Raw genomic sequence first — 20,351 nt, 5'->3', positions numbered from 1 at the left:
CAGCGAACACCGTCGCGGCCGCGAAGCGGTGGATGCGAATCCAAACGCGGCCAACGCGCTTCAGAACACGCCCGGCACCAGCCACCAACTGCGCTTCTTGTACGCGGCCCATTGCGGATAACGCGACATGCTGGCTTCCTTCATCGCCATGTTCACCGCGAACAGACCCAGCCATACCCAGGCCAGCACCAGCGCCGGCAGCCAGTGCCAGACCATCAGCGCGAAGCTGCCGTAGATCATGATTTCGCCGAGATAATTCGGGTGGCGGACATAACGGAACATGCCGTCGTCGATCAGGCCACGGCGCAGGCGCAAGGTGAAATACTTCTGCGCATCGGCGGCGATCATGATCGCGCAGCCCAGGATGCACAGGCTGATGCACAGGCAGAACCAGGCCGCGTCCGGCAGCGGATAGTCGGGCCGCGCGGTGCCGGAGATCAGCAACCAGCCGAACACCCAGTACCAACCCAGCACGCTCAGGAACGAGTTGATGCCGCCGCCGATCGTCACCTTGACCTGCCAGCTCGGGTCCGGAAACGTCAGGTCCTTGATGATCCAGACCAATCCGTAACTGCCGTGCATCGCCAGATAGATCCATGCCGCGGTGGAGGTGTTGTGGTAGCAGGCGATCAAGGCGCCTAGAAAGAAGAAGGTGCCGGCCTTCTGGAAATTCACTACCCAGGCGAGTTTCCATGGCCGCGGGCCGCCGAGGAAATCCTGCGACAGGTAAGTGGTGAAGCGGCGCATCGCAACGGCCCAGGCGGGCGGGGCGGACGGCGAGACTGATTCGCTCATGGGGGGCCGGTTCCGAAGGACGTGCGTATCGACGCTGCATCCCATCATGCCGCCCGCGTCGGATACAGGGGCGGATGCGGCCAAATGCGCAGGCAAAAAAGAACCCCGGGTTTTGCCCGGGGTTCTTTGACGTAAAGCGCGATGCCGGATTCGACTTACAGCGACTCGAACACGCCCGCCGCGCCCATGCCGGTGCCGATGCACATCGTCACCAGGCCGTACTTCTGCTTACGGCGCTGCAGGCCGTGCACGATGGTGGCGGTGCGGATGGCGCCGGTCGCGCCGAGCGGATGGCCGAGCGCGATGGCGCCGCCGAGCGGATTGACCTTGGACGGGTCCAGGCCGCTGTCGCGGATCACCGCCAGCGCCTGCGCGGCGAAGGCTTCGTTGAGCTCGATCCAGTCGATCTGGTCCTTGCTCAGGCCGGCCTGCTTCAGCGCCTTCGGAATCGCCGCGATCGGGCCGATGCCCATCACTTCCGGACGCACGCCGGCGACCGAGAAGCTGACGAAACGCGCGAGCGGAGTCAGGCCGTAGTCCTTCACCGCCTGGCCCGAAGCCAACAACACCGCCGCGGCGCCGTCGCTCATCTGCGAGCTGGTGCCGGCGGTGACGCTGCCGCCGAACTGGCCGTTGCGGAACACCGGCTTGAGCTTGGCCAGCGCTTCCAGCGACGCGTCCGGACGCGGACCTTCGTCGAGCTCGACCAGGGTCTTGCGCAGCTTGATCAAATTGCCGGACAGATCGGGCTGATGCGAGATCACTTCATACGGGCTGATCTCGCTCTTGAACTCGCCGGCCTGCTGCGCGGCGATGGCCTTCTGGTGCGAGGCCAGCGCGAACGCATCCTGATCCTCGCGCGAGATCTTCCATTCCTCGGCGACTTTCTCGGCGGTGATGCCCATGCCGTAGGCGATGGCGACGTGGTCGTCGTTGAACACCGACGGCGACAGCGCGACCTTGTTGCCCATCATCGGCACCATCGACATCGACTCGGTGCCGCCGGCCAGCATCAGGTCGGAATTGCCCAGGCGGATCTCGTTGGCCGCCAGCGCCACGGCCTGCAGGCCCGACGAGCAGAAGCGGTTGATGGTCTGCGCGGCGATGGTGTTGGGCAGGCCGGCCAGCAGCACGCCGATGCGCGCCACGTTCATGCCTTGCTCGCCCTCGGGCATGGCGCAGCCGATGATCGCATCGTCGATGCGGTTGACGTCGATGCCCGGCGCCTGCGCGATGACCGACTTGAGCACATGCGCGAGCATGTCGTCGGGACGGGTATTGCGGAACACGCCGCGCGGGGCCTTGCCGACCGGGGTGCGGGTGGCGGCGACGATGTAGGCGTCTTGAACTTGCTTCATGTGCTTTCTCCGAAAGCGGGATTCGGGATTAGGGATTCGGGATTAGGGGAGAGGATTCGGAATTCGCTTTTGCGAATCCCGAATCTCGAATCACCAATCTCAGTTCCTCAACGGCTTGCCGGTCTTGAGCATGTGCGCGATGCGCTCCTGGGTCTTGGGCATCTGCGCCAAGGCCACGAAGTGTTCGCGCTCGAGCTTGAGCAGCCATTCCTCATCGACCAGCGCGCCGCGATCGACTTCGCCGCCGCAGATCACGGTGGCGATGCGGGTGGCGATCTCGTAGTCGTGGGGCGAGATGAAACGGCCTTCCAGCATGTTGACCAGCATCATCTTGAAGGTGGCGATGCCGACGTCGCCGGCGACCTGGATGCGGCGGCCGGGCAGGGGCGGGCGGTAGCCGCTTTCGGCCAGCGCGCGCGCCTGCGCCTTGGCCACGTGCAGCAGTTCGAAGGCGTTGAACACGACGCGGTCGCCTTCGCGGGCCAGCTTGAGTTCGCGCGCTTCGAAGGCCGAGGTCGAGACCTTGCCCATCGCCACGCTCTCGAACGCGGTCTTGAGTTCGGCGAACACGTCGCCGCCCGGACCGGCCGCTTCCGAAGCGCGCACCGCGAATTCCTTCAGGCCGCCGCCGGCCGGCAGCAGGCCGACGCCGGCCTCGACCAGGCCGATGTAGCTTTCCAGCGCGAACACGCTGCGCGCCGAATGCATCTGGAACTCGCAGCCGCCGCCGAGCGCGAGACCGCGCACCGCCGCGACCACCGGCACCAGCGAGTACTTGATGCGCTGGCTGGTGGCCTGGAAGTTGGCGACCATCGCCTCGAAACCCTTCAGATCGCCGGCCTGCAGCAGGCCCAGCGCGCCGGACAGGTCGGCGCCGGCCGAGAACGGCTCCTTCGGCTGCCAGATCACCACGCCCTTGAACTTCTTCTCGGCGATGGCGATGGCTTCCTGGATGCCGTTGAGCACATGGTCGTTGACCGTGTGCATCTTGGTCTTGAAGCTGATCACCGCGATGTCGTCGCCGTCGTCGGCCCACAGGCGGATGCCGTCGTTCTCGAACACGGTCTGGCCCTGCGAGAACTTCTCGCCGAGCAGCGCATCGGGGAAACGCTGGCGCGCATACACCGGATTGGACGAACGCGGCACCTGGGCGTTGCGGCCCGGGCTGTAGCTGCCGTCCTTGCCGTGCACGCCTTCGCGGCCGTCGAACACCCAGTTCGGCAGCGCCGCGCTGGCCATGGCCTTGCCGGCCACGATGTCTTCCGCGATCCAGTCGGCGACCTGCTTCCAGCCCGCGGCCTGCCAGGTTTCGAACGGGCCCAGCGACCAGCCGTAGCCCCAGCGCATGGCGAAATCGACATCGCGCGCGGTGTCGGCGATCGATTCCAGGTGGAAGGCGCTGTAGTGGAAGCTGTCGCGGAACACCGCCCACAGGAACTGCGCCTGCGGGTTGGTGCTGGCGCGCAATGCGGCGAACTTCTTCGCCGGATCCTTTTCCTTCAGCAGCGCGGCGATGTCGGCATCGAGCTCGCCGGCGCTGACGCGGTAATCCTGCGCCTTGAGGTCGAGAACGAGGATGTCCTTGCCCTTCTTGGTGTAGAAACCGGCGCCGGCCTTCTGGCCAAGCGCGCCTTTCTCGACCAGCGCGGTCAGCCACTTCGGCGACTTGAAGTACGGGTGCCACGGATCGTCGGGCAGGGTGTCGGCCATGGTCTTGATGACGTGGGCCATCGTGTCCAGGCCGACCACGTCGGCGGTGCGGTAGGTGGCCGACTTCGGACGGCCGATGGCCGGACCGGTCAGCGCATCGACGGTGTCGAAGCCCAGGCCGAATTGTTCCGTGTGGTGCATGGCGGCCAGCATCGAGAACACGCCGACGCGGTTGCCGATGAAGTTCGGGGTGTCCTTGGCGATCACCACGCCCTTGCCCAGAGTCGTGGTCAGGAAGGTTTCCAGGCCTTCCAGGACCGAGGCGTCGGTGGTCTTGGCCGGGATCAGCTCGGCCAGGTGCATGTAGCGCGGTGGGTTGAAGAAGTGCACGCCGAGGAAGCGGTGGCGCAGCTGCTCGGGCAGCACTTCGGAAAGCTTGTTGATGCCAAGGCCGGAGGTGTTGGAGGCCAGCACGGTGTGATCGGCCACGAACGGGGCGATCTTCTTGTACAGGTCCTGCTTCCAGTCCATGCGTTCGGCGATCGCCTCGATGATGAGGTCGCAGCCGCGCAGTTGTTCCAGGCCGGTGTCGTAGTTGGCGGCGGTCAGGCGCTCGGCCAGGGCCTTGCTGGCCAGCGGCGCCGGGCTGAGCTTGGCCAGATTGGCGATGGCCTTGTTGACGATGCCGTTGGGGTCGCCTTCTTTCGCGGCCAGGTCGAACAGGACCGTATCGACGCCGGCATTGGTGAGGTGCGCGGCGATCTGGGCGCCCATGACGCCGGCCCCGAGGACCGCGGCGCGACGGACTAGCAATTGGTTGGACATCGTCTACAACTCCTTGAAGGAATTCGAGAATCTGGGACGTGGCGAGGGGAGGTGCTCACGCGGGCACTGGCTGGATCCAGCGCGGGCTCGCTGAGCGCGGACGGGTGGAATTCACCGGTGCACTGGGCACGCCGGCGGCGCCGGTCCCCGCCGGGACCGGGCCTGCGCCGCTCAGCTCTTGAAGCCGGCGGCGGCGAAACGGATCAGTTCGCGGGCAGCGCGTTCACGATGCGCCGCCTCGGTGACACCGGCGGGACGCTTGATCAGGCCGAAGTCGGCCATGGCGTAGGTCAGCGAGCCGGCCAGGAAGTCCAGGCGCCAGTACAGCTCTTCCTTGGTCAGCCCGGGCACCGCCACGGCGATGGCCTTGGCGAACTCACGCAGCACGTGGCCGTAGTGGTCGGACAGGAACTTGCGCAGGCTGTCGTTCTTCTCGGCGTAGGCGCGGGCGATCACCCGCACGAAGGCGCCGCCGCCGTTGCGGTCCTGAGCCAGGGCCAGGGCGGGTTCGACGAACGCGGCCAGGATCGGCTCCAGTTCGCCCGGGTGCTGGGCGACGGCGGCCTTGAGCGCGCTCATGCGCTGCTCGGTCATCTCGTCCATGCGCCGGCGGAATACCTCGTTGACGAGGTTTTCCTTGCTGCCGAAGTGGTAGTTGACCGCGGCGATATTGACATCTGCGCGGCTGGTGACCTGGCGCAGCGAGGTTCCGCTGAAGCCGAACTGGGCGAACAGCTCTTCGGCGGCGCCGAGGATGCGGTCCTTGGTGGAAAAATGCGCGGTAGTGGACATGCGGTCGGGCGGACTCCGGAAACAGTGGGGGACGGCTGGCGGCGGTCTTGAAGCGGCGGCATGAATCAAACGCTTGTTTGATGCTAGTCCCCGGGGCGAGGGCGCGTCAATCCGCCCGCCTGACCGGATCGGTCGGTTCGCAGGCCGGCCGGGGTGCCGGCAATGTGTCGTGGTTTGCACAATCGTGTGCCGGCCGCTCCGGAGCGATCCCGGTCTCATCGCGAAATCGACTTTGGTGTCGCCGGAAACCGGTGTGCCATCGCATCACGGGTGTGGCGACGGGCTCGCGGTTACATGTAGAATTACGGGAGCCATATCGGCTAAACCCGCGTTTCGTCGCGGGTTTTCTGTTATTCTCAGGGCCGACCGTAAGCGGCCCGCCTACCCGGAGACTTTCCATGGCGCTGGAGCGCACCCTGTCCATTATCAAGCCCGACGCCGTCGCCAAGAACGTCATCGGCGAGATCTATTCCCGTTTCGAAAAGGCCGGCCTGAAGGTCGTGGCTTCCAAGATGAAGCACCTGTCGAAGCAGGAAGCCGAAGGCTTCTACGCCGTGCATCGCGAGCGTCCGTTCTTCGCCGCCCTGGTCGAGTTCATGATCAGCGGTCCGGTGATGATCCAGGCGCTGCAGGGCGAGAACGCCGTGCTCAAGCACCGCGACCTGATGGGCGCCACCAATCCGAAGGACGCAGCGCCGGGCACGATCCGCGCCGACTTCGCCGACAGCATCGACGCCAACGCCGTGCACGGCTCGGACAGCCTGGAGAATGCCGCGATCGAAATCGCGTACTTCTTCCCGGCCACCGACGTGTATCCGCGCTAAGCCACGCAACGAGTACGAAGTGAACGATATCCGCGACACCGCAAACGATCTTCCGCTCGCCGGCGACACGCCCACGACGGACTCCGCTGCGCGCGCGGACATCGAGATCGTGAACGTTACCGGCAAGACCACGGCGCCGATGTCCCTCGGCGCCATGGTCCCCGACAACGGCAAGACCAACCTGTTCGACCTCGACCGCATCCAGCTCGAAGATTTCTTCGAGCAGACTCTCGGCGAGAAGCGCTATCGCGCGCATCAGGTGATGAAGTGGATCCATCACCGCTACGTCACCGATTTCCACGACATGACCGATCTGGGCAAGGTGCTGCGCGCCAAGCTCGAAGCGCATGCGCAAGTGCGCGCGCCGATGGTCGTGTTCGATAAACCCTCCACCGACGGCACGCACAAGTGGCTGCTCGGCATGGACCCGAAGAACGCCATCGAGGCGGTCTTCATCCCCGACAAGGGCCGCGGCACGCTGTGCGTGTCCTCGCAGGTCGGTTGCGCGCTGAACTGCCAGTTCTGCTCGACCGCGACCCAGGGCTTCAACCGCAATCTGTCGACCGCCGAAATCATCGGCCAGGTCTGGGTCGCGGCGCGTCACCTCGGCAACGTCCCGCATCAACAGCGCAAGCTCACCAACGTGGTGATGATGGGCATGGGCGAGCCGCTGGCGAATTTCGACAACGTCGTGCGCGCCATGAGCATCATGCGCGACGACCTGGGCTACGGCCTGGCCAACAAGCGCGTCACCCTGTCCACCGCCGGCATGGTGCCGATGATCGACAAGCTCGGCGAGGTCAGCGACGTGTCGCTGGCGGTGTCGCTGCACGCGGCCAACGACGAGTTGCGCAGCCAGCTGGTGCCGCTCAACAAGAAATACCCGATCGAACAACTGATGGACGCCTGCGTGCGCTACGCGCTGCGCAAGCGCGGCACCTCGGTCACCTTCGAATACACCCTGATGAAGGGCGTCAACGACCAGCCGACCCATGCGCGCCAACTGGTGCGCCTGCTGCGCCAGTTCGACAACGCGGTGCAGATGAAGGACGCGGCCAAGGTCAACCTGATCCCGTTCAATCCCTTCCCCGGTACGCGCTTCGAGCGCCCGGACGAAGCGGCGATCCGCGCCTTCCAGAAACTGCTCAACGACGCCGGCATGATCGCGCCGGTGCGGCGCACCCGCGGCGACGATATCGACGCGGCCTGCGGCCAGCTCAAGGGTCAGGTCATGGACCGCACCCGGCGCCAGGCCGAGTTCCGCAAACAACTGCAAGCCCAGGGCTTGGATGGACAGAACACGGATGTCGGCGATGCCGCGGCTTGATTCACCGTTTCAACCTTCGCAAGGGCGCGGCGTTCGCGCCGCCCGCTGGGTGCTGTTGTCGGTCTTGGTCGTGCTGGGCGCGGGCGCCTGCAACCGACTGAGCTTCATCAAGCCGAACTTGCAGCGCCACGACTTCGAGCACACCGGACCGACCTACGATTTCAAGGACAAGCGCAAGGACGCCGACGGCAAGGGCGCGGCGACCGGCCGGGCGTTGTCGGCTCAGCGTTACCTGGAAGCCGGCGACGTGCCCAAGGCCCGCGAAGAGCTCAAGCAGGCGCTCAAGTACGACCCCCGTTCGGCCGAGGCCTACAGCCTGATGGCGTTGCTGGCCGAGCGCGACAACCAGAACGCCGAGGCCGGCGGCTACTACCGCAAGGCGGCCGAGTACGCGCCGACCCGCGGCGCGGCGCTCAACAATTACGGTGTGTGGCTGTGCGCCAACCAGCGCGCCAGCGAGGCGATGGCGTATTTCGATCGCGCCCTGGCCGATCCGCAGTACTCCACGCCGGCGGTGGTGCTGGCCAACAGCGGCGCCTGCGCCGACAAGCTGGGGCAGGGCGAGCGCGCCGATGCCGACCTGCGTCTGGCGCTGTCCATCGATCCGGGCAATTCGATGGCGCTGGGCGCGATGGCCAGGCGCCAGCTGCGCCTGGGCAACGCCTTCGAGGCGAGGGCGTTTTCTGAACGGCGATTAGCCGCGGGCCCTATTTCAGCTGAAGCGCTGATGACTGCGTCACAGATCGAACAAAAACTCGGCGACACGGCAGCCGCCGCGAGATACGTTCAGCGAATGAGGGCGGAGTTCCCTGACGCGCAGGGCTCCGAATCGGGGGATGGCGGTAAGTGATGATGCAGTCGAACGAATTCGCGACTGAGGTCGGCGGAAGCTGTGGCGCGCGTCTCAAACAGGCTCGCGAAACAGCGGGGCTGTCCATCGAGGACGTGGCCGCACGGCTGAAAATGCCGTCGCGTGTCGTCAGGTCGCTGGAAAGCGACGACATCGCCAGTCTCGGCGCGCCGGTCTTCGTGCGCGGCCAGCTGCGCAGCTACGCGCGCCTGGTCGGCATCGACCTGGAAAGCCAGCTCAGCGGTACGCCGGTGGCTTCGACCGCGCCGTCCGAACTGGTCAGCCACACCCACACGCCGCGCTACCGCCGCGTGTTCGAGCAGACCACGCGCCGCGCCGTCTACATCGTCATGACCGCGGCTATCGCGGTGCCGATCTGGATCGCCACGCGTCATCCCAACAGCAATTCCACCGTGCAATCGCTGGACATGGCGGCGTTGCCGGCCGGTCCGGCGGGCGCCGCGCCGTCGCAGACGGGCGCCGCCGCGCCAGCCGATTCGACGCCGCCGCAGCGCACGCCGCTGATCGCTTCGATGACGCCGCCGCTGCCGCAGGCGCAAGCCCAGGCCGCGAAGACCCTCAATTTGAAGTTCAGCGGCGACAGCTGGGTGCAGATCGTCGGCACCGACGGCAGCAAGCTGGAAGAAGGCATCCTCGGCGCAGGCCAGGAGCGCAGCTACACCCCGGGCGACGTCGCCAGCGTGCGTCTGGGCAACATCTCCGCGGTCGAAGTCCGCAACGCCGGCCAACCGGTCGATCTGGCACCGTTCAGCCGCGCGAACGTCGCGCGCTTTACGCTATCCTCTGACGGTTCCCTCGCGCCGGTCTCCGACTGACCCGCGCTGCGGGTCCGCGAACACCTTCATCGGCCCGACGCTGCATCGAGTGCGGCTTCGGGCCGGTCCATTACGGCCCATTCCACCGCGCCCGCGCGGCGGCGGGCCGTTCAGTCAGCTTACCGACGGCGCATCATGGCGATTGACGACCTGCTCGACGAACACGAACAAAGCGAACGCGTACTGTCCTGGTTGCGCGCCAACGGCGCCGGCCTGATCGGCGGCATCGCCCTGGGCCTGGCCGCGATCGGCGGCTGGAAGTGGTGGGGCAACCACCAGCTCGAAGAGCACGGCAAGGCCGCCACGCAGTTCCAGGCCGCGACCGACGCGGTCGATGCCAAGGACAAGGCCGCCGCGGCCAAGGTCAAGGCGCTGCCGGACGGCATGTACCGCACGCTGGCATCGCTGGATCTGGCCAAGTCGCAGGTCGAGACCGACCAGCGCGACGCCGCCATCGCCACCTTGCAGGGCATCAAGACCGACGACGCGGCGATCGCCGAGATCGTCAACCAGCGCCTGGCGCGCTTGCTGATCGACGCCAAGAAGCCGGCCGATGCGATCAAGCTGCTCGGCAAATCGACCTCGCCGATGGCGATGGAAGTCCGCGGCGACGCCCAGCTCGCGCTCGGCAAGGCCGATCTGGCCCGCAACGACTACACCGCCGCGCTCGGCAAGCTCGATGAAGCCTCGCCGCGCCGCCGCCTGCTCGAACTCAAGCTCACCGAAGCCGGCGGCACGCCGGTCAAGCCCGAGGCCAAGTCTTAATGATCCAAGCCCAGAAGATGTCCTCCGGCGGCGCCGTCGTGCGCGCCACCGCCGCTGTCGTGTTGTGCGCGTTCGCACTGAGCGGCTGCTCCACCGTCAAGGGCTGGTTCGGCGGCAAGAAGAAGGACGACGGCAAGCCGAACGAGCCGACCGAACTCACCGATTTCACCCCCAGCGTCAAGGTCGACAAGATCTGGTCGGTCAACGCCGGCAAGGGCGAGGAGCGCATCGGCGTGGGCCAGGGCCCGACCGTCGCCGACGGACGCGTCTATGCCGCCGCGCTCAAGGGTGGCGTGCACGCCTACGACCTGCAGACCGGCAAGGAAGTCTGGCACTACGTGCCCATGCGCAAGGACAAGGACAAGAAGGACAAGGACATCCGCCTGTCCGGTGGTCCCGGCGCGGGCGAAGGCCTGGTCGTGATCGGCGGCCTGGACGGCGAAGTGATCGCGCTCGACGCGGCCACCGGAGCCGAGAAGTGGACGGCCAAGGTCACCAACGAAGTCATCGCCGCGCCGAGCATCGGCCTGGGTCTGGTGTTCGTGCGTTCCAACGACGGCCGCGTCACCGCGTTCGACGCCGCCAGCGGCGAGCGTCGCTGGTTCTGGAACCATGAAGTGCCGATGCTGTCGGTGCGCGGCAACGGTTCGCCGGCGGTGGGCCCGGGCTTCGTGTTCGTCGGCAACGACGACGGCACGGTCAGCGCGCTGGCCTCCAGCGACGGCCACACCACCTGGGACCAGTCGGTGTCGCAGCCCGAAGGCCGCAGCGAGCTCGATCGCATGGCCGATGTGGACGGCACTCCGGTGCTGGAAGGCACCACCTTGTACGCGACCAGCTTCAAGAAGCAGACCGTGGCGATCGACGCGCCGAGCGGCCGTCCGTTGTGGTCCAGCGAGCACGGCGGCGTCGGCCGTCTGGGCCTGAGCAGCGACAAGCTGATCGTCAGCGATCCGTCCGGCACGGTGTACGGCCTGGACAAGAACGGCGGCAGCGCCCTGTGGTCGCAGCCGTCGCTGGCGCGCCGCAACCTGACCGGCGCGGCGGTGCAGGGCGATTACGCCGTGGTCGGCGATTTCGACGGCTACGTGCACTGGATGAAGCTGGACACCGGCGAGTTCGCCGCGCGCGCCCGCGCCGGCGGCAAGCCGCTCAAGGCCGCTCCAGTGGTTGCCGACGGCGTGCTGATCGTGCAGAACATCAAGGGCGAGCTGACGGCGTTCAAGCTGCAGTGAAGTGAGCCAGGCAGCGCGGAGTCGGGAATAGGGAATGGACGGTTCGGCGCGGTCTTACCGCTGCGCAGCCTTCGTTCCGGTTCCCGATACCACGTCCCGGCATGCGCGGCCCGGGCGGCGAACAGCCGTTCCGGGCCGTTCGTTTTATCGGTATCCATCCGCCGGGGGCCGTTCGGCGCCCGCGGCGATCCGGGCGGGAGCACGGTTCGGCGGGCGTGCGAAAGCGTCTTCGCGCCCGCTCTGGCACTATGGCGGCCTGTTTCATGACGGCCGGCCTCGCAGAACCGGTTTCATGGCCGCCGGATTCCCGTCGATCCGACGGCATGACGGCGGTTCGACCATGGTCTGCTCCGCAAACCCGCGCTACATGAATTAGTTCCGTCGGGATCCGAAGGCCGACGCCGCTGCCCGCAGCCGCGCACCTTCCAGTCCCGATTCCCCATTCTCCATTCCCGGCTTCAAACACATGCTGCCCCTAGTCGCCCTCGTTGGCCGCCCCAACGTCGGAAAATCCACCTTATTCAATGCCCTCACGCGTACCCGCGACGCGCTCGTCCACGACGAGCCCGGGGTCACCCGCGATCGCCACTACGGCGTGTGCCGGCCCGAAGGCCAGCGACCGTTCGCGGTCGTCGATACCGGCGGCATCGCCGGCATCGATGAAGGCCTGGCCGGCGCCACCGCGCGCCAGGCCCGCGCCGCGGCGGAGGAAGCCGATCTGGTCCTGTTCGTGGTCGATGGCCGCGAAGGCGCCTCGGCCCTGGACGACGAAATCCTGGCCTGGCTGCGCAAGACCGCGCGGCCGACCCTGCTGGTGGTCAACAAGACCGACGGCCTCGACGTGCGCGCGGCGATCAACGACTTCGCCCGCTACGGCATCCGCGACGCGATCGGCGTGTCCTCGGCGCATCGCCAGGGCATCGACGAACTGCTCGCGGAAGTGTTCGCGCGCCTGCCCGAAGAAGGCGTCACCGCCGAGCTCGACAACGATCCCAACCGCATCCGCGTGGCCTTCATCGGCCGCCCGAACGTGGGCAAATCGACCCTGGTCAATCGCCTGCTCGGCGAAGAACGCATGATCGCCTCCGAAGTGCCGGGCACCACCCGCGATTCGGTCGCGGTGGATATGGAGCGCGACGGCCGTCTGTACCGGCTGGTCGATACCGCCGGCGTGCGGCGCAAGTCCAAGGTCGAGGAAGCGGTCGAGAAGTTCTCGATCATCAAGACCCTGCAGGCGATCGAGAACTGCCAGGTCGCGGTGGTCATGCTCGACGCCGGCGAAGGCGTGACCGACCAGGACGCCAGCGTGCTCGGCTACGCGCTCGACTCCGGCCGCGCGCTGGTGGTCGCGGTGAACAAGTGGGACGGGCAGACCGAGTACCAGCGCCAGCAGACCGAAAACCTGCTGATGCGCAAACTCGCCTTCGTCGAATGGGCGGAGAAGATTCGCATCAGCGCCAAGCATGGTTCGGGCCTGCGCGAGTTGTTCGCCGCGATCCATCGCGCGCACGCCTCGGCGACCACGGAAATCGGCACCAGCGAAGTCACCAAGGCGATGGAAGTCGCCTACGAGACCAATCCGCCGCCGGTGGTGCGCGGACACGTGGCCAAGCTGCGCTTCGCCCATCCGGCCGGTTTGAATCCGCCGACCTTCGTCGTCCACGGCACCCGTCTGCGCACGCTCGCCGACAGCTACAAGCGCTATCTGGAGAACTTCTTCCGCAAGCGCTTCAAGCTGGTCGGAACGCCGGTGCGCTTCGTGTTCAAGGACAGCACCAATCCGTACGAAGGCAAGAAGAACGTGCTGACCGAGCGGCAGGTGGCCAAGAAGAAGCGTTTGATCCGGCATGTGAAGCGCGGCAAGTAAGCGCCTGGGCTTTTGGCGGCCTCGTAGTAGTTGCGGGCAGTCGCATCTCGTGCCGGGGCTGAAGCCTTTCCCACAAAAAACCTCGCGGCTTGCGAGGTTTTTTGTTTTTCGGCGAGGCATTGGAATGCATTCGGTTCCGTGTTTCAGCCAACGCATCGAAGCGTTGCGAAGCACCGAGGCCTTTTGTGGGAAGGGCTGAAGCTTCACGGGCGAAGTAAGTCCAAACAACGCCAAGGCCTTACGAGGCAACGAAGTCTTTTGCGGGAGGGGCTTCAGCCCCGACTCGAAGCCCCGACGGCGAGGCAAGCCCGAGGCAACGCCGACCTTCAGCGGCCGCCTCCCCATCGCGACACGCCTCCCACCGCGGCCATCCGGATCAACGGCACAATACGAAGCGAATCCCGCGAGCCCGAACGCATTCCCCATGACCATCGCCGCCTCCGAGCTGACCCTGACCCTGGGCCTGTTGGCCGGCGGCCGCGCCTCGCGGCTGGGCGGCATCGACAAGGCCTGGCTGCGGCGCGACGGCGAAGCGCAGGTGCTGCGCCTGGCGCGTGCCCATGCGCCGCGGGTCGCGCAGGTGCTGGTCAGCGCCAACCGCGACCCGCAACGCTATGCCGCCAACGGTCTGCGCGCCGTCGGCGACGCCACCCCTGATCTCGGCCCGCTCGGCGGGCTCGACGCCCTGGCCTCGGCCTGTGCCACGCCCTGGTTGTTCACCCTGCCGGTGGACGCGGTGAACCTGGACGAAAACCTGTTGCCGGCGCTGATCGCCGCGCAGACCGGGCAGGGTGCCTATGCGATCGACGACGACGGCGTGCAGCCGCTGTTCGCGCTGTGGCCGGTCGAACCGTTGCGCGCGGCGCTAGCCGAAGCCCTGCAACGCCGCGCGCTGGCGGTGCGCGCGCTGCAGGCCGCACTCGGCATGACCGCGCTGCGCCTGGATGGCCTACGCTTCGGCAATCTCAACACGCCCGAGGATCTGGCCGCGGCCGGCTTCATCGCCGATCCGGATCCGTGACGCCCACATTCACCCGTTGCGCGCCGCGCGACCGCAGAGCGATACGCCCATGACCGATTTCCCGACCGGCCTGTTGTTCGACGAGGCGATGACGATCCTCGCGCAAGTCGCCGCCGAGCACCGGCTGAACGCCGAAACCCTGTCCTTGCCGCGCTGCCACGGCCGCGTGCTGGCCCAGGACGTGGACGCGCCGCTGTCGCTGCCGCCGTTCGACAACAGCGCGATGGACGGCTTCGCCCTGCGCCATGCCGACTTGGACGGCGAGCACACCGCATTGAGCCTGATCGGCGAACAGTTCGCCGGTCTCGCCGCGGGCCTGAGCCTGGGCGCCGGCCAATGCGTGCGCATTACCACCGGCGCGCCGATGCCGGCCGGCGCCGACACGGTCGCGATCAAGGAAAACGTGCGCATCGAGGGCGATCGGGTGATCGTGCCCGCGCTGGCGCGCGGCCAGAACGTGCGTTACGCCGGCGAGGACGTGGGCGAGGGCGAGCGCGTGCTGCGCGCCGGCCAGGTGCTGACGCCGGCGCGCGTGTCGCTGGCCGCGTCGATGGGACTGGCCTCGCTGAGCGTGCGGCGGCGGCCGACGGTGGCGGTGTTCACCAGTGGCGATGAACTGGTCGAACCGGGCATGCCGCTGGCGCCGGGGCAGATCTACGACAGCAACCGCGATCTGCTGATGGGCCTGCTGCGCGCCGACGGCCTGGAGCCGACCGCGTGGCCGCGTCTGCCCGACGATGCCAAACAAGTCGAGATCGCGTTGCGCGACGCGGCCTGCGCCTTCGATCTGGTGTTCACCTGCGGTGCGGTCTCGGCCGGCGAAAAAGACCATATCCCGTCGGTGCTGCGCGAATTCGGCCGCATCCATTTTTGGAAAGTGAAGATGCGTCCGGGCATGCCGTTGTTGTTCGCCAGCATGGATCAGGCGCGCATGCTCGGCTTGCCGGGCAATCCGGTGTCGGTGATGGCGACTTACCTGAGTTTCGGCCGCGCGTTGATCGACGGTCTGCAGGGCCGCGCCGAACCGCGCACGGTATTGCGCGCGAGGCTGGTCGGGTCGATCGAGAAGACCCATCCGCGCCGCGAGTTCATCCGCGCGCGTCTGCTTAGCGACGACGACGGCGTGCTGCGGGTGGATCCCAACCCCGCGACCGGCTCGCACCGGCTGCGCGCGGCGGCCGATTCGGATGCGCTGATGGTGGTGCCCGAAGGGCCGCAGCGTCTGGGCGAGGGGGCAGTGATGGATGTGTTGCCGTATTCGTTGGGGTGAGTGGATTCGATCGTGGCTCGCAGCCACGCGGCCCTCACCCCAACCCTCTCCCGCAAGCGGGAGAGGGAGAGGGAGCCAAACTACGGGTAGCGGGCGGACAGTCTGCGAAAGCGCTCTTAGCCCCTCTCCCGCTTGCGGGAGAGGGGTTGGGGTGAGGGCCGCCGCCGCGCAACACAGCATCGCGCCCCACGCCCGCCGCCGCTCCCGCCACAGGCGATAATCCCCGCATGAGCATCGAATCCATTTCCCCGGCGCAGGCGCGCCGGCGGCAACAGGCCGGCGCGATCCTGATCGACGTGCGCGAAGCGCACGAGCGCGCCGCCGGCCACGCCGAACATGCGCGGGGCATCGCCAAGGACGCGCTGGAAGCCGACCCGCACGCGAGCCTGCCCGACCACGAAGCCGACATCCTCCTGATCTGCCAGTCCGGCGCGCGTTCGCTGCGCGCCGCGCAGACTCTGCTCGATGCCGGCTACGCCCGCGTGGCCTCGGTAGAAGGCGGCACCACGCGCTGGCTCGCCGAAGGCCTGCCGATGACAGTGCCGCAACAGTCCGAGGACGAGCGCGACTTCCACGACCGTTATTCGCGCCATCTGCGCCTGCCCGAGGTCGGCGAAGCCGGCCAGCGCAAGCTGCAGGCCGCGCGCGTGGCGATGGTCGGCGCCGGTGGCCTGGGCTCGCCGGCCGCGTTCTATCTGGCCGCCGCCGGCATCGGCACGCTGGTGCTGGCCGACGACGACGTGGTCGATCGCAGCAATCTGCAGCGACAGATCCTGCATACCGAGGACCGCATCGGCGTGTCCAAGGTCGAATCGGCGCGGATCGCGCTGGCGGCGCTCAATCCGCGGGTGAAGGTCGAGACCTTCGCCGAGCGCATCGGCTCGGACAATGTCGAGCGCCTGATCGGCGCGGCCGACGTGGTCTTCGACGGCGCGGATAATTTCCCGGTGCGCTATCTGCTCAACGACGCCTGCGTGAAGCTCGGCAAGCCGCTGGTGTACGGCGCGATCCATCGCTTCGAGGGCCAGGTCAGCGTGTTCGACGCCGGACGTCATCGCGGCGTGTGTCCGTGTTACCGCTGCCTGTTTCCGGAACCGCCGCCGCCGGAAGCCGCGCCCAATTGCGCCGAGGCCGGCGTGCTCGGAGTGCTGCCGGGCGTGGTCGGGCTGATCCAGGCGACCGAGGTGATCAAGCTGATTCTGGGCCTGGGCGAATCGCTGGCCGGGCGTTTGCTGCACTTCGATGCGCTGGGCATGCGATTCCGCGAGACCCGGCTGCGGCCGGACCCGGAATGCCCTCTGTGCGCGGCTGGGCGCGAGTTTCCGGGGTATATCGACTATCAGGCGTTTTGCGCAGCGCAGTGACGGCCGCGCGTTTGCGAATCACGAGAGAGAGGATGATGACGAAAACTTCGGCTGTGGCTGCCGGCGTGGACCGGAGCGGTGCGAGCGCGATTGACCCGAATGGCTTCGCCGGTCGGCGTGGGCGAACATTGTCCGCGTTCGCCATCGCCGGGTTGTTCGCGTTGAGTCTGTGCACGATTCGTGGCGAGGCCGCCGAAGCGCCGACCGCGATGAAGCGTCTGGCCGAGCTGAGCGCGCAACGCGTGCTGCTGGCCGATACGGTCGCGGCGAGCAAGCGCCAGTCGGGCAAGCCGGTCGAGGATGCGGCGCGCGAACAGTCGCAGTTGGAACAACTCGGTGCGCAGGCCGCCGCGCTAGGTTTGGCGCGCGAGCAGGCCACGGCGTTCTTCAAGGCGCAGATCGAGGCGAACAAGCTGGTGCAGTACCGTTTGCTGGCGCAGCCCTCGCGCAAGCCGGCCGCGGCGATCGATCTGGGGCCGGTGCGGCAGCGGCTGGATGGGATCAATGCCGAATTGCTGACTGCGCTGGCGCCGGCCTTGGCGGAAGCGAAGGAAGAAGGTTGCCTCGTGCGCGCCCATGAAGCGCAGCGGCAAGCGGCGCGGCTGCATCGGCTCGACGATCTGCATCGCATCGCGTTAACGCGTGCGTTCGGCGATTTGTGCGCGATGCCTTGAACCCGGTGGTGGTGGGATCGTTCCATCACCTCTGCGCTTGCATAAGCCGATTTAGTACAAGCGCGATCGGTGCGCGGGGTCTGTTGTGGGAGGGGCTTCAGCCCCGATGCTTTTCGATCAGCCGCCTTGGATCAGCGCAACCTGAGCGAACAGCATCGGGGCTGAAGCCCCTCCCACAATAGACTTCGCAAGTCCGCGCCCGGGGGTGCCAGGTCGCGCCTGGTAACGCGACCTGAGCTTGCGGATCGTCATCGAATTCCGGACTGCGAACCCTCGAAACTCCGAATCCCGAATCAGGCCGCCGCCACCGCCTCGATCTCGACCATCCAGCCTTCCTCGTACAGCTCGGCGATGATCACCGTCAGCGCCGGCGTGTGTTTGCCGAGGATTTCATGGCGGATTTCGTAGTTGCGCTGGCGCAGGCGGCGCTCGGTGAGGTAGGTCGTGACCTTGACCAGGTTGCTGAAGTCCATGCCGGCCTGCTTGAGCTGCTGCTCGACGTTGGCCCAGGCGCGCCGGCATTGGCCGTCGAAGTCCTTCGGCAGGACGCATTTCTCGCATTGCGGCAATTGGCCGCTGATGAACAACAAGCGCTGGAAACCACTGATCTCGTGCGCTTGGGCATACGAAACTTCGGTAGGCTGGATCGCGTTGCGTTCCATGATTGCGCCTTCGTGGTTGTACCGCGTTGGAAAGTGAGCGGCGAGGGCGAAAGCGCGGCCGGGCACTGTCCCGGCCATGGCTGTCGAGGGCTCGCGCTCGCCGTGTCGCTCAGTCGATGAACTCCTTCAATGCCTGACCGTACTCCGGATACAGAGCGATGTTGTGATGGTCCGCGCCTTTCAGCTGGACCACGTCCACGCCTTGCGGACGGGTCTGCAGCGAATGGATCAGACGGGTCGTGTTGGCCGGCGGTACTACGTCGTCGGCGGTCGCGCGCACGACCAGGATCGGGCCGAAATAGCCACGCAGGTTCGCGATGGAGTCGTAGCGGTCGCGCACCAGCCAGCGCGTGGGCAGCCAGCGGTAGTGCGCCTGCGCGGTTTCGCTGAGGCTGTCGAACGGGGTCACCAGCGCCAGCCGCTGCACCGGCCGCTTGCCGGCCACGAAGCTGGCCACGCCGCTGCCCAGGCTGCGGCCGATCACTGCGATCGGTTGTCCGGGATGCTCGCGCGCGACCTGATCGAAGATCGCCAGCCCGTCGGCGACCAGCGCCGCTTCCTCCGGCGCGCCGTCGCTGGCGCCATAGCCGCGGTACGACAGCAGATAGATGGTGCGATCGGGAAACCACTGCGCCAGGGTCTCGCGCATGTTCTCGATGCGCTCGGCGTTGCCGCCGAAATAGATCAGGGCCTTGTCGCGCCCGGCGTTGAGGCGCCAGCCGCGCAGGACGATGTCGCCGCGCGCGATGGTGTAGTCGGTCATGTCCACGCCCAGGCGCGTGCCCTGGGGGAAATACATGAGCTCGCGTTGCTTGAAATACATCCAGCCGCAGATGCTCAGATATCCGGCGGCGGCGACGCCGGCCAATGCAGCCAGCGATTGAAGCATTCGGGGATTACGTGCCATCGATGCGGAAGCCTTCCTAGCGATGCGGAGGACGCGCGGTCTGCGGCCGCAGACGGCCGCCGGCGCGGTGTGCGATTACCGCGACGATAACCCGCCGCGACGATACCCGCCAGCGCATCGTTTGCATGACAGCGCGACACGATCACGCGACTTGCACGGACAATGGCTAGGCTGGCCGCAGGCGGGCTCATCCAGTCGTGCCAGCAACCCTGCGTTCGCCGATGTCGCGGACGCATCGCCCTGCGGAGATCGCCGATGTTGCACAAGTTCGCCCTCGCTTTGCTGATCCTGGCCGCGCTGAGCGCGCCGTCCGGCGCCGCCCGCGCCGCCGACCCCTGTCCGGCGCTGCGGACGCAGGGCGGGGCGGCCGACACCGCGACCCGTATCGCCGCCGCGGCGTGCCTGGAAAACCTGCAGTGGTTCCGGCCTTTCATCGACACGCAGGGCCGGCTGGCCAGCGCCAGCGTGAGCGAAGCGGAAACCTCGCGCCTGGAAGACGGCGCCACCGAAACCTGGCGCCGCACCGCCAGCTACTGGCGCGACACCGGCCTGCTGCAGCGCATGGGCGGCTTCGCCGGCGCCGAGCAGTGCTTCGATCCCTACGGCAGCGGTTATTCCACCGTGGCCTGCCGCGCGTTTTTGATCGACAACCCGTGGTCGGCCGCGTTCGTGTCCTACGTGATGATGAAGGCCGGCGTGCGCGGCTTCCGGCCCTCGGCCAGCCATTACGACTACGTGCGCGACGCCTACCGGGCGCAGGACCAGAGCCCGTTCCTGTACCTGGACCCGGCCAGCTCGACCGCCGCGCCCGGCGATCTGCTGTGCGCGGTGCGTTCCAGCAACCGCGTCTACGGCTACCAGGGCCTGATCGCTGCGCTCGATGGCGGCAACGGCGGGCTCAACATGCATTGCGACGTCGTCGTCGGGGTCAATCCCAATAACGACGGCAAGGCGTACCTGATCGGCGGCAACGTCCAGCAGGGCGCGACGATGCGGCTGATGGCGGTCAACCGCAACAACCAGTTCTGGCCGCTGCCGCTGCGCAGCGAGACCCAGGTCGAGTGTTCGCCCGACACCGTCGCCGCCTGCGACATGAACAAGCTCGACTGGGCGGTGCTGCTCAAGCTCAAGCCCGAGGCCGCGCTGGCCCAGCTGGCGCCGCCGACGCCGTTGTTCGCGCCGCAGCAGGCGCCGGCCTCGGCGCAGCCGTCGGGTTGTTGCGTGCAATGCGTGCTGGGGTCGAACGTGCCGCGCTGTCCGAATCCGAATGCGCCGGGGATCAAGCCGCAGACGCAGGACTGATCGTCGCCGTCGCGGTCGCGGTCGCGC

The 20,351-nt window shown here is 67.2% G+C and carries 18 protein-coding genes; 12 read left to right on the top strand and 6 right to left on the bottom strand.

What is annotated here, in order from left to right:
- Window positions 1–60: 60 nt before the first annotated feature.
- The 4 genes from LG3211_RS13125 to LG3211_RS13110 all read right to left on the bottom strand — a co-directional run bounded on the left by LG3211_RS13125 (window position 61) and on the right by LG3211_RS13110 (window position 5,420).
- Window positions 61–795, bottom strand: a complete 735-nt coding sequence (locus tag LG3211_RS13125) for a methyltransferase family protein (protein WP_222837501.1) — start codon at window positions 793–795, stop codon at window positions 61–63.
- 155 nt (window positions 796–950) lie between these two features.
- Entirely contained in the window at window positions 951–2,153 is a 1,203-nt protein-coding gene (locus LG3211_RS13120; RefSeq protein ID WP_057943233.1) for an acetyl-CoA C-acyltransferase, read from the bottom strand.
- A 99-nt stretch (window positions 2,154–2,252) separates the two neighbouring features.
- On the bottom strand, window positions 2,253–4,628 hold the full coding sequence (locus LG3211_RS13115; RefSeq protein ID WP_057943232.1) for a 3-hydroxyacyl-CoA dehydrogenase/enoyl-CoA hydratase family protein: 2,376 nt from the start codon (window positions 4,626–4,628) through the stop codon (window positions 2,253–2,255).
- A 171-nt stretch (window positions 4,629–4,799) separates the two neighbouring features.
- On the bottom strand, window positions 4,800–5,420 hold the full coding sequence (locus LG3211_RS13110) for a TetR/AcrR family transcriptional regulator (RefSeq protein WP_057943231.1): 621 nt from the start codon (window positions 5,418–5,420) through the stop codon (window positions 4,800–4,802).
- Between the two features lie 398 nt (window positions 5,421–5,818).
- On the opposite strand from LG3211_RS13110, the gene ndk reads away from it, so the two are divergent.
- The 11 genes from ndk (at window position 5,819) to aroQ (ending at window position 17,453) form a co-directional block, all read left to right on the top strand.
- Window positions 5,819–6,244: a nucleoside-diphosphate kinase gene (ndk, locus tag LG3211_RS13105; protein WP_057943230.1), complete on the top strand. Its 426-nt coding sequence runs from the start codon at window positions 5,819–5,821 to the stop codon at window positions 6,242–6,244.
- A gap of 139 nt (window positions 6,245–6,383) precedes the next feature.
- A complete protein-coding gene (gene rlmN, locus LG3211_RS13100; protein WP_057945469.1) occupies window positions 6,384–7,571 on the top strand; it encodes a dual-specificity RNA methyltransferase RlmN in 1,188 nt (395 codons plus the stop codon).
- Between the two features lie 55 nt (window positions 7,572–7,626).
- Entirely contained in the window at window positions 7,627–8,421 is a 795-nt protein-coding gene (pilW, locus tag LG3211_RS13095; protein ID WP_187313012.1) for a type IV pilus biogenesis/stability protein PilW, read from the top strand.
- On the top strand, window positions 8,421–9,257 hold the full coding sequence (locus LG3211_RS13090) for a RodZ domain-containing protein (protein WP_057943228.1): 837 nt from the start codon (window positions 8,421–8,423) through the stop codon (window positions 9,255–9,257). Before pilW ends, LG3211_RS13090 begins: the two co-directional genes overlap by 1 nt.
- A gap of 135 nt (window positions 9,258–9,392) precedes the next feature.
- On the top strand, window positions 9,393–10,022 hold the full coding sequence (locus LG3211_RS13085) for a YfgM family protein (RefSeq protein ID WP_057943227.1): 630 nt from the start codon (window positions 9,393–9,395) through the stop codon (window positions 10,020–10,022).
- 17 nt (window positions 10,023–10,039) lie between these two features.
- A complete protein-coding gene (gene bamB / locus LG3211_RS13080) occupies window positions 10,040–11,257 on the top strand; it encodes an outer membrane protein assembly factor BamB (RefSeq protein ID WP_057945468.1) in 1,218 nt (405 codons plus the stop codon).
- Window positions 11,258–11,723: 466 nt separating this feature from the next.
- Window positions 11,724–13,124, top strand: coding sequence for a ribosome biogenesis GTPase Der (gene der, locus LG3211_RS13075; RefSeq protein ID WP_057943226.1), 1,401 nt, complete (start codon window positions 11,724–11,726; stop codon window positions 13,122–13,124).
- Between the two features lie 424 nt (window positions 13,125–13,548).
- Window positions 13,549–14,145 carry a molybdenum cofactor guanylyltransferase gene (gene mobA, locus LG3211_RS13070; RefSeq protein WP_057943225.1) on the top strand — a complete coding sequence of 199 codons (597 nt, stop codon included), beginning with the start codon at window positions 13,549–13,551 and terminating at the stop codon, window positions 14,143–14,145.
- A 49-nt stretch (window positions 14,146–14,194) separates the two neighbouring features.
- Window positions 14,195–15,415 carry a molybdopterin molybdotransferase MoeA gene (locus LG3211_RS13065; protein ID WP_057945467.1) on the top strand — a complete coding sequence of 407 codons (1,221 nt, stop codon included), beginning with the start codon at window positions 14,195–14,197 and terminating at the stop codon, window positions 15,413–15,415.
- A gap of 227 nt (window positions 15,416–15,642) precedes the next feature.
- Window positions 15,643–16,779, top strand: a complete 1,137-nt coding sequence (gene moeB / locus LG3211_RS13060; RefSeq protein WP_057943224.1) for a molybdopterin-synthase adenylyltransferase MoeB — start codon at window positions 15,643–15,645, stop codon at window positions 16,777–16,779.
- Window positions 16,716–17,453 (top strand): gamma subclass chorismate mutase AroQ, encoded by a 738-nt coding sequence (gene aroQ, locus LG3211_RS13055; protein WP_237049757.1) that lies wholly within the window; start codon window positions 16,716–16,718, stop codon window positions 17,451–17,453. The genes moeB and aroQ overlap by 64 nt, the downstream gene beginning before the upstream one ends.
- A 293-nt stretch (window positions 17,454–17,746) precedes the next feature.
- Here aroQ and LG3211_RS13050 read toward each other — a convergent pair whose 3' ends face one another.
- Both LG3211_RS13050 and LG3211_RS13045 read right to left on the bottom strand, forming a co-directional pair.
- The gene (locus LG3211_RS13050) at window positions 17,747–18,115 is read right to left on the bottom strand and encodes a RidA family protein (protein WP_083512519.1); all 369 of its coding nucleotides are present in this window, start codon (window positions 18,113–18,115) and stop codon (window positions 17,747–17,749) included.
- 109 nt (window positions 18,116–18,224) lie between these two features.
- The gene (locus LG3211_RS13045; protein ID WP_057943222.1) at window positions 18,225–19,004 is read right to left on the bottom strand and encodes an alpha/beta hydrolase; all 780 of its coding nucleotides are present in this window, start codon (window positions 19,002–19,004) and stop codon (window positions 18,225–18,227) included.
- A gap of 273 nt (window positions 19,005–19,277) precedes the next feature.
- Between LG3211_RS13045 and LG3211_RS13040 the strand changes: the two genes are divergently transcribed.
- Window positions 19,278–20,324 (top strand): DUF2272 domain-containing protein, encoded by a 1,047-nt coding sequence (locus LG3211_RS13040; RefSeq protein WP_057943221.1) that lies wholly within the window; start codon window positions 19,278–19,280, stop codon window positions 20,322–20,324.
- Window positions 20,325–20,351 lie beyond the last annotated feature (27 nt).

The sequence above is a fragment of the Lysobacter gummosus genome, assembly GCF_001442805.1.
GTDB classification, from domain to species: domain Bacteria; phylum Pseudomonadota; class Gammaproteobacteria; order Xanthomonadales; family Xanthomonadaceae; genus Lysobacter; species Lysobacter gummosus.
The sequence above is the reverse complement of the archived record's forward strand: the minus strand, read 5'-3'. Positions and strand labels throughout refer to the sequence as shown.